Below are 12718 nucleotides of genomic sequence, written 5' to 3' on the forward strand. Positions count from 1 at the left end.
AGGGCCCGTGGCTGCCCGGCCGTTCCGTTCAGCGCGCGGCGGCCGGAACGGTCCGCGGCTGGTAGCGGACGGGTTCGAACGTGGCGGCGACGATGCTGCGCAGCGCCTCCAGGCTCCCCGTCACCAGGCCCGCCGCGCGGGCCTGCACCAGGACGTTGCCGACGGCGGTGGCCTCCACCGGACCGGCGAGGACGGGACGGCCGGTCCGGTCGGCGGTGAGCTGGCACAGCAGGGCGTTCTGCGATCCCCCGCCGACGATGTGCACGGTGCGGATGGTGCGCCCGGACAGCTCCTCGGCCTGCTCCACCGTGGTGGCGTAGGCGGCCGCCAGCGACTCCAGGATCGAGCGCACGACCTCGGCGCGGGTGCGCGGGGGCTCCAGACCGCGCTCCTCGCACCAGGCGGTGATGCGCGCGGGCATGTCCCCGGGGGCGGTGAACCGGTCGTCGGTGGCGTCGAAGACGGGCACCGGCCGGGTGACCGCGGCGGCCTCGGCGAGCAGTGCCGCGAGGTCGCCGGTGCGCTGGGCGTCAGTGCTCCCGGGCCCGTCCCAGGTGCGCATCGACTCGGACAGCAGCCACAGCCCCGAGACGTTCTTCAGGTACCGCACCCGCCCGTCCACGCCGCCCTCGTTGGTGAAGTTGGCGGCACGGCTCTGCGCGGTCAGGACCGGGGAGTCCAGCTCGATCCCGACCAGCGACCACGTGCCGGAGGAGATGAACGCCGACTCCCCGTCGGTCGCGGGCACCGCGACCACGGCGGAGGCGGTGTCGTGGGAGCCCACCGCGGTGACCGCCAGTCCCGGCCCCGCCCCGAGCTCGACGGCGACCCGGGGCAGCAGCTCGCCGATCGTGCTCCCCGGGGCGACGACGGGGGCGAAGAGGTCCCGGGCGTGGCCGAGCCGGTGCATCAGCCGGGTGTCCCACTGCCGGGTCCGGGCGTCGAGCAGCCCGGTGGTGGAGGCGTTGGTCGCCTCGGCGACCTGCTGCCCGGTGAGCCAGTAGGCGATCAGGTCCGGGACCAGGAGCATCCGGTCGGCGACGTCCAGGTCGCCGCGGGCGCGGTCGGCCGCCAGCTGGAAGACCGTGTTGAAGGGCAGGTGTTGCAGCCCGTTGCGGGCGTACAGCTCCTCCGGGGGCACCTGCCCGTGCACGGCCTCCACGCCGGCGGCGGTGCGCTCGTCCCGGTAGTGGTAGGGCACCCCGAGCATCCGGCCGTCCCGCAGCAGGGCGTAGTCGACCGCCCAGGAGTCGATCCCGATCGAGGCGACGTCGTCCTCATCCCGCAGGGCCTGGGCCAGCCCGGCGGTCAGGCACCGGTGCAGCTCGGTGATGTTCCAGTGCAGTCCGGCCCCGTGCCCCTCGTGCAGGCGCACCGGCTGGTTGGGGAAGCGGGCGACATGGCGCAGGCGCAGCCGCCCGTCGTCGACGGCCCCCAGGACGACCCGTCCGCTGGTCGCTCCGAGGTCCACCGCCGCCACTGTTCTCGTCATGGTCGTCTCCTCCGCCGCGGACCGGGCATCAGCGCAGGAAGGCGGCGGCCACGCCGGCGTCGACGGGCACGTGCAGACCGGTGGTGTGCGAGAGGTCCCCGGCGGTCAGAGCGAAGACCGCGTTGGCGACGTTCTCGGGCAGCACCTCGCGCTTGAGCAGGGTGCGCTGGGCGTAGTACGCGCCGAGCTCCTCCTCGGGCACCCCGTAGACGGCCGCGCGCTTGGCGCCCCAGCCCCCGGCGAAGATGCCCGACCCGCGGACCACCCCGTCGGGGTTGATCCCGTTGACGCGGATCTGGTGCTCGCCCAGCTCGGCGGCCAGCAGGCGCACCTGGTGGGCCTGGTCGGCCTTGGTGGCCGAGTAGGCGATGTTGTTGGGCCCGGCGAAGACCGAGTTCTTCGAGGAGATGTAGACGATGTCCCCGCCGAGCTCCTGGGCGATGAGCACCCGGGCGGCGTTCTTGGACACCAGGAAGGAGCCCTTGGCCATGACGTCGTGCTGCAGGTCCCAGTCGGCCTCGGTGGTCTCCAGCAGCGGCTTGGACAGGGACAGTCCGGCGTTGTTGACCACCAGGTCCAGCCCGCCGAAGGCCAGCACCGTCTCGTCGACGGCCGCCTGCACGGCGGCCTCGTCGGCGACGTTGACGGCCACGCCCACGGCCACGTCCGGGCCGCCGAGCTCGGCGGCGGCCGCGCGGGCCTTCTCGAGGTCGAGGTCGGCGATCACCACGCAGGCGCCCTCGGCGGCCAGGCGGGTGGCGATGGCCTTGCCGATGCCCGAGGCGGCCCCGGTGACCAGGGCGATGCGGGTGGCCAGCGGCTTGGGCTTCGGCATGCGGGCCAGCTTGGCCTCCTCCAGCGCCCAGTACTCGATGCGGAACTTCTCGGCCTCGTCGATGGGCGCGTAGGAGGAGATGCCCTCCGCCCCGCGCATCACGTTGATTGCGTTGAGGTAGAACTCGCCGGCCACCCGGGCGGTCTGCTTGTCCTTGCCGAAGGAGAACATCCCGACGCCGGGCACGAGCACGATGGCCGGGTCCGCGCCGCGGATGGCCGGTGAGTCCGGGCCCGCGTGGCGGTCGTAGTAGGCCTGGTAGTCGGCGCGGTAGGCCTCGTGCAGCTCCTTCAGCCGGGCCACGCACTCCTCCACCGGGGCGCCGGCCGGCAGGTCGAGGACCAGGGGCTTGACCTTGGTGCGCAGGAAGTGGTCCGGGCAGGAGGTCCCCAGGGCGGCCAGGCGGGGGTGCTCGGCGGCGGCCAGGAACTCCAGCACGCGGGCGTCGTCGGTGAAATGGCCCACCTGCGGGCGGTCGTGCGAGGCGAGCCCGCGGACCACCGGGGCCAGGGCCGCGGCCTTCGCCCGGCGCTCCCCCTCGGGCAGGGCCCCGTAGCCGTCCAGGACCGGACCGAAGGGCTCGCCCGAGGAGTGCCGGTCGATGTAGGCCTCGGCGGTACGGATGATCCACAGCGAGTTCTGTTCGGCCTCCTCGCTGGTATCGCCCCAGGCGGTGATCCCGTGGCCGCCCAGGATGCAGCCGATCGCCTCGGGGTTGGCCTCCTTGACGGCCGCGATGTCCAGGCCCAGCTGGAAGCCGGGACGGCGCCAGGGCACCCACACGACCTTGTCCCCGAAGATCTCGGCGGTCAGCCGCTCCCCGTCGGCGGCGGTGGCGACCGCGATCCCGGAGTCCGGGTGCAGGTGGTCCACGTGGGCGGCGTCGACCAGCCCGTGCATGGCCGTGTCGATGGACGGGGCGGCCCCGCCCTTGCCGTGCAGGCAGTAGTCGAACGCGGCGACCATCTCGTCCTCGCGCTCGACGCCGGGGTAGACCTCCACCAGGGCCCGCAGGCGGTCCAGGCGCAGCGTGGCCAGGCCCTGCTCGGTGAGCGTGCCGAGGTCCCCGCCGGAGCCCTTGACCCACAGCAGCTCGACGTCCTCGCCGGTGACCGGGTCCGTGGCGGTGCCCTGGGCGGAGGTGTTCCCGCCGGCGTAGTTGGTGTTCTTGGGGTCGGCGCCCAGCCGGTTGGAGCGTTCGATCAGGGCTTCGACGACGGAGTGCGTGGTGTCGACAACGGAATGGGTCATGGTGGAGTTCCTCGTGTTCGGTGGATGTGCGTCGGGACGTGGTGCGGCAGGCGGCTCAGGCGCCCCAGCCGGCCGGGGCGCCGCCGACGCGGTCGGCGGCGATGGAGTCCTGGTAGCCGGAGGCCGCGTAGGCGGCCATCGGGTCGGCCGGCAGCCCGCGGGACTCCCGCCAGGCGGCCAGCGCGGGCCGGACGTCGGTGTAGAAGGCGTCCATCAGGATCTGGTGGGCCCCGAGCACGTCCCCGGCGTCCTGGGCGGCGGTCAGGGCCGCCCGGTCGAGCAGCAGCGCGCGGGCGGTCATCTCCTGGACGTTGAGGACGGAGCGGATCTGGCCGGGGATCTTCTCCTCGACGTTGTGGCACTGGTCGAGCATGAACACCACGCCGGTCTCCGGGTCGAGTCCTCCCCCGCGGACCACCTCGACCATGATCCGGAAGAGCTGGAACGGGTCCGCCGCGCCGACGATGAGGTCGTCGTCCGCGTAGAACCGGGAGTTGAAGTCGAAGGAGCCCAGCTTCCCGAGCCGCAGCAGCTGGGCGACGATGAACTCGATGTTGGTTCCCGGTGCGTGGTGTCCGGTGTCGAGGCAGACGGTGGCCTTGGGCCCGAGCGCGGCGCAGTGCACGTAGCTGGTGCCCCAGTCCGGGACGTCCGTGTGGTAGAACGCCGGCTCGAAGAACTTGTACTCCAGCACCATGCGGTGGTCCTCGCCGAGCCGGTCGTAGATCGCCTGCAGCGACTCGGCGAGGCGGTCCTGGCGACCCCGGATGTCACCCTGGCCGGGATAGTTGGTGCCGTCGGCCAGCCAGATCTTCAGGTCCTTCGAACCGGTGGCGTCCATGACCTCGATGCACTCCAGGTGGTGCTCGATCGCCGTGCGGCGCACGGACGGGTCCACGTGGGTGAGCGAGCCGAACTTGTAGATGTCGTCCTGGAAGGTGTTGGAGTTGATCGTCCCGATGGCCACGCCGAGGTCCTCGGCGTGGCGGCGGAGGGCGCCGAAGTCGTCGACCCGGTCCCACGGGATGTGCAGCGCCACCTTCGGCGCCAGGCCGGTCAGGCGGTGCACCACGGCGGCGTCGGCGATCTTCTCCTCGGGCGTGCGCGGCGTGCCCGGCGTGCCGAAGACCTTGAACCGGGTGCCCGAGTTGCCGTAGGCCCACGAGGGCACCTCGATGGCCTGGGAGGCCAGCCGGTCCTGGACGGAGGCGGGAAGTGTGTCGGTCATGAGTTCTCTCCTGTGTGCGGGTGGTCGGTGCCGGCCTCGTCGGCGGACAGGGCGATGAGCTGGTCCTCGAGGTGGAACACCTCGGCCAGACGGAGGAAGCCCTGGTCGGGCGGGAGGTCGAGGTCCTCGAAGAACGGGGCCATCTCGGCCTGCCACCGGGCGTTGACCTCGGTGGCGGCCATGCCGGCCAGGGCGGCCGCCAGGTCCTCGGTCTCGAGGTAGCCGATCAGCAGGCCGTCCTCGCCCAGGAAGAGCGAGTAGTTGTGCCAGCCGGTGTCCTTCAGGGCACGGAGCATGTCCGGCCAGACCGCGGCGTGGCGGCGGGTGTACTCGGCCAGATGCTGCTGCTTGACCTGGAGCCGGAAGCAGACACGTTCCGTCGTCGTCCCCTGCCCTGCGTCCGTCGGGCCCGGGGCACCGGGGTGGGCGATCTCCGTCCCACCGTTCCCGGGGGGCGGCGAGGACGCGGCGGTCGGGTGGAGCCGTGGGTCGGGGGGACGACGGGTCATGGCGGGGTTCCTCGGGGTCTCGGGGCGGCGGGGGGAACGGAGGATCAGGTGGCGGTGCCCGCTGCCGGGGAGGGACGCGGCGGCGGACCGCTGGCCTCCCGGTGCAGGGAGCGGCTCCCTGCACCGGGACTGCGGCGACTAGAAGTCGTAGTCGCCGATGTTGTCGGCGTTGAACTCGGTCGGCGGACCGACGACGACGATGCCGCCGTCCTCGATCGTGCGCTCCCCCAGCTCGCCGGCGGTGAAGGTCTCGCCGGCCTCACCGGTGATGGTGCCGTCCACCAGGGCCTTGGCGGCGTGGGCGGCGACCTCGCCCAGCTGGGCCGGGTCCCAGAGCGCGAACTCGGTGACGGTGCCGTCCTCGACGAAGGAGCGCATCTCGTTCGGCAGGCCGAGCCCGGTCAGGGCGACCTCGCCCTTGTGCTCCGAGGTCGAGAGGTAGCGGGCCGTCGCGGCGATGCCGACGGTGGTCGGGGAAACGATGCCCGCCAGGTCCGGGTGGGCCTGGAGGAGGCCCTGGGCCTCCTGGAAGGACTTGTTGTCGTCGTCGTCGCCGTAGACCTTGGCGACCAGCTCGATGTTCTCGTACTCGGGGTTGGAGGCCAGCTCCTCCTCCATGAACCTGATCCACTCGTTCTGGTTGGTGGCGTTGGCGGTGGCCGAGAGGATGGCGATCTTGCCCTCGCCGCCGATCTGCTCGGAGATCATCTCCAGCTGGATCAGGGCGACGTCCTTGGAGTTGACCTGGTTGACGAACAGGTCGCGGCAGTCGGGGTTCGTGTCGGAGTCGAAGGCGACGATCTTGGCGCCGGCCGAGCGCGCCTCCCCGAGGGCCCCGCAGACGGCGTCGGGGTCGTTGGCGGCGATGGCGATGGCGTCCGTGCCCGCCTGGGTCTCGGCGTTGATGAAGGTGACCTGGCTGGAGGCCGAGGCCTCCAGGGGGCCGACGACGTTGGCCTCGGCGAAGCCGGCGGTCTCGGCGGCCTCCTGGCCTCCGCCGAGCACGACGTCGGTGTAGGGGTTGTTGAGCTGCTTGGGGATGAAGGTGATGGCCGCGTCGGTGACGGCCTCGCCGCCGCCCTCACCTCCTGCCTCGGTGGAGCCGCCGCAGGCGGACAGGGTCAGGGTGCCGGCCATCGCCAGAGCCGTCAGACCGGTGACGCGCCGGGCGCGGGATCGGGTGGAGAACATGGGTAGTTCCTTCCTTGCCGGGACGGTCCCGGCCGACGGTGAGTGGATGAGAACGGTGGTCAGGCAGGGGACGGGAGGGCCCGGTCTCTCCGGAGCCTGCGGGTGTGCCGCCACTTCCCGACGGCCGCGCCGATGCTGGGGGCGACGACCGAGGCGATGAGCAGCAGGCCGGTGACCGTGACGAGGACGACGTCGGAGACCCGGTCCAGGCGCAGGGCGTAGTTGAGCGCACCGATGAGCAGCACGCCGGCCACGACGCCGGGCACGGTGCCCTTGCCGCCGAAGATGGAGACCCCGCCGAGCAGGACCGCGGCGATGACCGTCAGCTCCAGTCCGGAGGCGTTGTCGGAGCGCGCGGAGGTGTAGCGGAAGGTCCAGAAGATCCCCGCGGCGGCGGAGACGAGGCCGCTGGTGAGGTAGAGCAGGAACTTGGACCGGTTGACGTCGATGCCGACGAACCGGGCGGCGTCCTTGCTGTAGCCCATGGCGTAGAGCCCGCGACCGAAGGCGGTCCTGTGGAGCACCAGCCCGGTGAGCACCACGAGCAGGGCCACGGGGAACATGACGAGCGGGATGCCCGTGACCCCCAGGCGGGCGGAGGCCAGGGCGGTGATCTCGACGGGGAAGTCGGCCACGGCGTTGTCGCCGATGATGACCAGGGCCAGGCCCCGGAACAGGGCCAGGGTGCCGATGGTCACGGCCAGGGAGGGCAGGCCGAGGTAGGCGATCAGCACCCCGTTGAGGGCCCCGGCGGCCAGCCCGCAGAGGACGGCGACGGCGACCGCCGCCCAGATGCCCATGCCCCCGGCCCACAGCACGCCCAGGACGGCACTGGCCATCCCGGCGATGGAGGCCACGGAGAGGTCGATCTCCCCGGTGATGATGATCAGCGTCATCGGCATGGCGATGAGCAGGACCGCCACGACGTCGAGCAGGAGGAACCCGACGGTGACGGGGGTGGCGAAGCGGGGGACGGCGATCGCGGCGAAGACGAGGAAGGCCACGAGCAGGTAGATCATGACGGCGTCGCGCCCGGCCCACCAGCGGGGTCCGGTCACGGAGTCGTCGGGCAGGGGCTTCGAGGTGTCGGCGGTGGTGACGGCGGTGACGGTCTCAGACATGACGTCCCTCCTTCTCGCGAAGGTGCTTGGCCCGGCGCAGGCCGGCCAGGCGGTCGATGAGGATGGCGGCGAGGATGAGGACGCCGACGATGGCCTGCTGCCAGAACTTGTCCACCTGCAGGGCGGTCAGGGAGGAGGTGATGGTGTTGAGCAGCACCGCGCCGATGGCGGCTCCGAGGATCGTGCCGCTGCCGCCGAAGATGGCCACACCGCCCACCACGGCGGCGGCCACCACGTCCAGTTCCAGGCCGGCACCGGTGGTCGCGCCGACGGCGTTGAAGCGGCTCGTGTAGAGGACGCCGGCGAGCCCGGCCAGGGCACCGTTGGCGATGAACACCGTGAGGGTGCGCCTGGCCACGGGGATGCCGAAGAGCCGGGCGGCGTCCGGATCGGAGCCGATGGCGTAGAGATCGCGCCCGGGGCGGGTGCCGCCCATGAAGACCGCGACGGCGACGACCACCACCAGGGCGAGGACCGTGATGACGGGAATGCCCAGGACGGTGTCCACGGACAGGGCACCGAACTCGGCGGGGCGGTCGCCGGCGAAGTACTGGGTGCCGCCCGCCCAGGCGTTGTTGAGGCCGCGGAAGATGTAGAGCGTTCCCAGGGTGATCACCAGGGCCGGGACCTTGGCGAAGGTGACCAGGGCGCCGTTGACGGCACCCAGCAGAGCCCCGAAGAGCATCCCGCCGAGGAAGACCAGGGGAATGGGCACCTCGGGGGCGATCGAGAAGACGGTGCCGGTGCCGAAGGCGACCAGGCCGAGCACGGAGCCCACCGAGAGGTCGACGTTGCGGGTGATGATCACCATGGCCTGCCCTGCGGCGAGGATCACGATGATCGTGGCGTTGAGCAGCAGGTCCTTCGTGCCCTGCGGCGAGAGGAACGCCGGGTTGTTGGCACTGGTGTAGGCGACCAGCGCCACCAGGGCCACGATCACCGGCAGCTCCCGCTGCTTCAGCAGCCGGGAGAACCGGTTGCCCTCGCCGTGCGCGGCCCGTGGTGCAGGAGCGGTGGCCGGTCTCTGGTCCAGGGGCGTGCTCATCGGTGGTCCTCCGTGGCTCCGGTGGCGGCGTGCATGACGGTCTCGGGCGTGGCCTCGGCCCGGTCGAGCGTGGCGGTGATGCGGCCCTCGTGCATGACCAGCACGCGGTCCGCCATGCCCAGCACCTCGGGGAGCTCGGAGGAGATCATCAGGATGGCCAGGCCCTGCGTGGCCAGCTCGGAGATCAGGCGGTGGACCTCGCTCTTGGTCCCCACGTCGATCCCGCGGGTGGGCTCGTCGATGATCAGCAGCTTCGGCCCGGTGGCCAGCCACTTGGCCAGCACCACCTTCTGCTGGTTGCCGCCCGACAGCGTGGAGACCGGCTGGTGCAGGGAGGAGGTCTTCACCTGCAGCTTCCGGGTCCACTCCCGGGCGGCGTCGGACTCGGCCCGCCCGTCGATCAGACCCAGGCGGGTGAACTTCTCGCGCAGGGTCAGGGTCGCGTTGCGCCCGACCGAGAGGTCCATGACGAGTCCCTGCTTGCGGCGGTCCTCCGGCACGAAGCCGATGCCGGCGCCGATGGCCGCCTTCGGGTTCCCGGCCTTCAGCGGCCGGCCCGCGACCTCGACGGTGCCGGCGTCGTAGGCGTCGATGCCGAACACCGCCCGGGCGACCTCGGTCCGCCCGGACCCCACCAGCCCGGCCAGGGCCACGATCTCCCCGGCGCGGACCTCGAAGCCGATGTCCGCGAACACCCCCCGGCGCTCCAGGTTCCTGACCGTGAGCACGGGCTCGCCGATCTCGGCCTCGAACTTGGGGAACAGGGCGTCGATGTCGCGCCCGACCATGTCCCGCACGATGTCCTCCACGGTGGTCTCCGCGGTGCGGTGCGTGGCGATGTAGCGGCCGTCGCGCATGACGGTGATCCGGTCGGAGAGCGCGAAGACCTCGTCGAACCGGTGGGAGATGAACAGGATCGCAGCCCCGCCCTCCCGCAGGGCACGGGCCACGGTGAACAGGCGGTCCACCTCGCGGCCCGAGAGCGCTGCCGTGGGCTCGTCCATCACCAGCACCCGGGCGTCCAGGGAGATCGCCTTGGCGATCTCGATGATCTGCTGGTCCGCGATGGACAGCCCCTCGGCCGTGCGGGCCGGATCCAGCTCCACCCCGAGGCGGTCGAACAGCCCCGCCGCGTCCCGGCGCATCCGCGCGTGGTCCACGAGGCCGAGCCGGTTCCGGGGCTGCCGGCCGATGTAGATGTTCTCGGCCACCGACAGGTCGGGGAACAGCGTGGGCTCCTGGTAGATCACCGAGATGCCGGCCGCCTTGCTGTCGGACACGCTCCGGAAGGACACCGGCTCTCCGGCCACCGAGAACTCGCCGGCGTCCGGGGCGTGCACCCCGGCCAGGATCTTGACCAGCGTGGACTTCCCGGCACCGTTCTCCCCGCACAGCGCGTGGATCTCGCCGGCCCGGAGCTCGACGGTGCCGTCCGCGAGGGCGACGACCGGTCCGAAGGTCTTCAGCGCTCCCCGCAGCGACAGCACGGGGAGGCTCTCCGGGTGGGCTGCAACGTCCATGGTGTGCACCTTTGCGAAGAGGGCTCGGTCGTCGGCCGAATGAATCGTTTCAATCAGCCTGTGAGCCAGATCATAAGCACCCCTCAAAAACCGCGTCAACAGTTGAACGGAGAAGTCCCCACTTCTGTTGATCCGTTTCAATGAGCAGGAGTACCGTGAGGAGCCTGTCCGTGCGGAGGAGGAGGAGGACACCGTGATGAACGTCGGCGTCAAGGACGTCGCGCAGCTGGCCGGTGTCTCGATCGGCACCGTGTCCAACGTGCTCAACCACCCGGAGCGGGTGTCGGCGGCCACCCGCGAGCGGGTGAACAGCGCGATCGAGAAGCTGGGCTTCGTGCGCAACGCCGCGGCCAGCCAGCTGCGGGCCGGGCTGAGCCGCAGCGTGGGCCTGGTCGTCCTCAACGCCTCCAACCCCTTCTTCACCGAGCTGGCCAGAGGCGCCGAGGACCACGCCTCCGCGCAGAACATCAGCGTGCTGGTCGGCAACAGCGGGGAGGACCCCCGGCGGGAGGCGGACTACCTGGACCTCTTCGAGGAGCAGCGGGTGCGGGGCGTGCTGCTCTCGCCCGTCGGCGACGTCTCGGCGCGGCTGACCAGGCTGCGTGCCCGGGGGATCCCCACGGTGCTGGTGGACCGGCAGACCTACCGGGAGGACTTCTCGTCGGTGTCCGTCGACGACGTCGAGGGCGGGCGCCTGGCCGCGGCCCACCTGGTGTCCCTCGGCCGCCGCAGGATCGCCTTCGCCGGGGGGCCGACCAGCCTCCGCCAGGTGCGGGACCGCCTGGACGGGGCCCGGGCGGCACTGCGCGAGGCCGGCCTGCCGGGACCGGACGTGCACGAGACGCACGCCATGACCACGGCGGCGGGGCGCGAGATCGCCGATGCGCTGCTCCGGCTGCCGGTGGAACGACGGCCCGACGGGGTCTTCGCCGCGAACGACCTGCTCGCGCTGGGCATCATGCAGGGACTGCTCTTCCGCGGGTCCCTCCGGATCCCGGAGGACGTCGCCCTCGTCGGCTACGACGACATCGACTTCGCGGCCTCGGCGGCCGTTCCGCTCAGCTCCGTCCGGCAGAACGCGACCCAGCTCGGGCGGACCGCCATGGAGCTGCTCCTGGCCGAGGCCTCCAGCGGCCCCGGGTTCACACCACGCCAGATCGTGGCCCAGCCGGAGCTGGTCGCCCGGGCCTCCACCACGGGGCAGGATCCGGCTCACGCCTAGGCCCCGGTCCGTGGACCGGAGACGCCGGATCCCGACCGGGCGGCAGCGCGCATCCCGGCCGCACCGGACAGCAGCACCGGCCGGAACGGGAATCCGGCCCGATCTCACGTTCCGGCCCGCCCGGACGTCTACGGGGTGATGAAGACGAAACAGCCTTTCGAGACGCTGGTGGCCCAGCACGGCGCGGTCGTGTGGCGGGTCTGCCGGGCGGTGCTGAGCACCCCCGCGGACGCCGAGGACGCGTGGTCGGAGACGTTCGTGGCGGCGATGCGCGCCTATCCGGACCTCCCGGACACGGCCAACGTGCAGGCGTGGCTGGTCACGATCGCCCACCGCAAGGCGGTGGACGTCGTCCGGGCGCGGGCCCGGGCGGCGGTGCCCGTGGCCGTCCTGCCGGAGCCGCCCCCGCACCGGGACGCGGCCCCCGAGCACGACCACCCCGTGTGGGCGGCGGTGGCCGCCCTGCCGCCCCGGCAGCGCCACGTCGTGGCCTACCGCTACCTGGGCGGGCTGCCCTACCGGCAGATCGCCGAGCTGCTGGGCGGCACCCCGGAGGCCGCCCGCCGGGCCTCCGCCGACGGCCTGAGCACCCTGCGCAGGACCCTGACGACGACCGACCTCGAAGGAGAGGACCGATGAGCACGAACTCGAAGACCGCGCGGCCGGAGACCCTGCTGCCCTCCGCTCCCGTCCCGGCCGGCACGCTGCAGCGCCTGCACCGCCGGCTGGAGGCCGCCGCGGCGGAGGCCGGGGTCCTCGACGTCGCCTACACCGTGCTCGACACCCCGGTGGGACCCCTGCTGCTGGCCGCCACGGAGCGGGGCCTGGTCCGGGTGGCGTACGCCCGGGAGGACCACGAGGAGGTCCTGGCAGAACTGGCCGGCCGGCTCGGCCCGCGGATGCTGCACGCCCCCGACCGGCTGGAGCCGGCGGCGCAGCAGCTCCGGGAGTACTTCGCCGGGACCCGCACCCGCTTCGACCTCCCCCTGGACCGCTCGCTCTCGCACGGCTTCCGCCGCCGGGTCCAGGAGCACCTGCCCGGGATCGGCTACGGCAGCACGCAGTCCTACGGCGAGGTGGCACGGTCGGTGGGCAGCCCCCGGGCCGTGCGGGCGGTGGGCTCGGCCTGCGCCACCAACCCGCTGCCCGTGGTCGTCCCGTGCCACCGGGTGCTGCGCAGCGACGGCGGCCTGGGCGGCTACATCGGCGGACCGGCCGCCAAGTCCGCGCTGCTGGAGCTCGAGGCGGCCGCCTGAGGCTCCCGACCGGCCCCCGGACACGGCGAGCGCCTAGAATTGGTGGAT

Annotated in this window: 11 protein-coding genes; 3 read left to right on the forward strand and 8 right to left on the reverse strand. The window is 72.3% G+C overall.

Translation table 11 applies throughout. From position 1 onward, the window contains the following. Positions 1 to 28: 28 nt before the first annotated feature. The 8 genes from RE027_RS07100 to RE027_RS07135 all read right to left on the reverse strand — a co-directional run bounded on the left by RE027_RS07100 (position 29) and on the right by RE027_RS07135 (position 10192). On the reverse strand, positions 29 to 1492 hold the full coding sequence (locus tag RE027_RS07100) for a rhamnulokinase (protein WP_368807556.1): 1464 nt from the start codon (positions 1490 to 1492) through the stop codon (positions 29 to 31). Positions 1493 to 1520: 28 nt separating this feature from the next. Then, entirely contained in the window at positions 1521 to 3578 is a 2058-nt protein-coding gene (locus RE027_RS07105) for a bifunctional aldolase/short-chain dehydrogenase (protein WP_368807557.1), read from the reverse strand. A 55-nt stretch (positions 3579 to 3633) separates the two neighbouring features. Continuing rightward, on the reverse strand, positions 3634 to 4806 hold the full coding sequence (gene rhaI, locus RE027_RS07110) for an L-rhamnose isomerase (protein ID WP_368807558.1): 1173 nt from the start codon (positions 4804 to 4806) through the stop codon (positions 3634 to 3636). Further along, complete coding sequence (locus tag RE027_RS07115; protein ID WP_438612420.1) at positions 4803 to 5315, reverse strand: L-rhamnose mutarotase; 513 nt, start codon at positions 5313 to 5315, stop codon at positions 4803 to 4805. The genes rhaI and RE027_RS07115 overlap by 4 nt, the downstream gene beginning before the upstream one ends. A 138-nt stretch (positions 5316 to 5453) precedes the next feature. Further along, the gene (gene rhaS, locus RE027_RS07120; RefSeq protein ID WP_368807559.1) at positions 5454 to 6506 is read right to left on the reverse strand and encodes a rhamnose ABC transporter substrate-binding protein; all 1053 of its coding nucleotides are present in this window, start codon (positions 6504 to 6506) and stop codon (positions 5454 to 5456) included. Positions 6507 to 6565: 59 nt separating this feature from the next. Next, positions 6566 to 7627, reverse strand: a complete 1062-nt coding sequence (locus RE027_RS07125; protein WP_368807560.1) for an ABC transporter permease — start codon at positions 7625 to 7627, stop codon at positions 6566 to 6568. Further along, entirely contained in the window at positions 7620 to 8672 is a 1053-nt protein-coding gene (locus RE027_RS07130) for an ABC transporter permease (RefSeq protein ID WP_368807561.1), read from the reverse strand. Before RE027_RS07130 ends, RE027_RS07125 begins: the two co-directional genes overlap by 8 nt. Continuing rightward, positions 8669 to 10192 carry a sugar ABC transporter ATP-binding protein gene (locus RE027_RS07135; protein WP_368807562.1) on the reverse strand — a complete coding sequence of 508 codons (1524 nt, stop codon included), beginning with the start codon at positions 10190 to 10192 and terminating at the stop codon, positions 8669 to 8671. Before RE027_RS07135 ends, RE027_RS07130 begins: the two co-directional genes overlap by 4 nt. Before the next feature lie 196 nt (positions 10193 to 10388). Here RE027_RS07135 and RE027_RS07140 point away from each other — a divergent pair, with 196 nt between their 5' ends. The 3 genes from RE027_RS07140 to RE027_RS07150 all read left to right on the forward strand — a co-directional run bounded on the left by RE027_RS07140 (position 10389) and on the right by RE027_RS07150 (position 12670). Beyond that, complete coding sequence (locus tag RE027_RS07140) at positions 10389 to 11414, forward strand: LacI family DNA-binding transcriptional regulator (protein ID WP_368807681.1); 1026 nt, start codon at positions 10389 to 10391, stop codon at positions 11412 to 11414. A gap of 138 nt (positions 11415 to 11552) precedes the next feature. After that, complete coding sequence (locus tag RE027_RS07145; RefSeq protein WP_368807563.1) at positions 11553 to 12053, forward strand: RNA polymerase sigma factor; 501 nt, start codon at positions 11553 to 11555, stop codon at positions 12051 to 12053. After that, positions 12050 to 12670, forward strand: coding sequence for a methylated-DNA--[protein]-cysteine S-methyltransferase (locus RE027_RS07150; RefSeq protein ID WP_368807564.1), 621 nt, complete (start codon positions 12050 to 12052; stop codon positions 12668 to 12670). Before RE027_RS07145 ends, RE027_RS07150 begins: the two co-directional genes overlap by 4 nt. The last annotated feature ends 48 nt before the right edge of the window (positions 12671 to 12718 follow it).

Origin of the sequence: Kocuria sabuli (assembly GCF_040981185.1) — a bacterium.
Taxonomy (GTDB): domain Bacteria; phylum Actinomycetota; class Actinomycetes; order Actinomycetales; family Micrococcaceae; genus Kocuria; species Kocuria sabuli.

Coding starts and splice junctions, on each gene's coding strand:
- RE027_RS07100 (WP_368807556.1), bottom strand. CDS start 1,492: ATGACGAGAACAGTGGCGGCGGTGGACCTCGGAGCGACCAGCGGACGG.
- RE027_RS07105 (WP_368807557.1), bottom strand. CDS start 3,578: ATGACCCATTCCGTTGTCGACACCACGCACTCCGTCGTCGAAGCCCTG.
- rhaI (WP_368807558.1), bottom strand. CDS start 4,806: ATGACCGACACACTTCCCGCCTCCGTCCAGGACCGGCTGGCCTCCCAG.
- RE027_RS07115 (WP_438612420.1), bottom strand. CDS start 5,315: ATGACCCGTCGTCCCCCCGACCCACGGCTCCACCCGACCGCCGCGTCC.
- rhaS (WP_368807559.1), bottom strand. CDS start 6,506: ATGTTCTCCACCCGATCCCGCGCCCGGCGCGTCACCGGTCTGACGGCT.
- RE027_RS07125 (WP_368807560.1), bottom strand. CDS start 7,627: ATGTCTGAGACCGTCACCGCCGTCACCACCGCCGACACCTCGAAGCCC.
- RE027_RS07130 (WP_368807561.1), bottom strand. CDS start 8,672: ATGAGCACGCCCCTGGACCAGAGACCGGCCACCGCTCCTGCACCACGG.
- RE027_RS07135 (WP_368807562.1), bottom strand. CDS start 10,192: ATGGACGTTGCAGCCCACCCGGAGAGCCTCCCCGTGCTGTCGCTGCGG.
- RE027_RS07140 (WP_368807681.1), top strand. CDS start 10,389: ATGAACGTCGGCGTCAAGGACGTCGCGCAGCTGGCCGGTGTCTCGATC.
- RE027_RS07145 (WP_368807563.1), top strand. CDS start 11,553: ATGAAGACGAAACAGCCTTTCGAGACGCTGGTGGCCCAGCACGGCGCG.
- RE027_RS07150 (WP_368807564.1), top strand. CDS start 12,050: ATGAGCACGAACTCGAAGACCGCGCGGCCGGAGACCCTGCTGCCCTCC.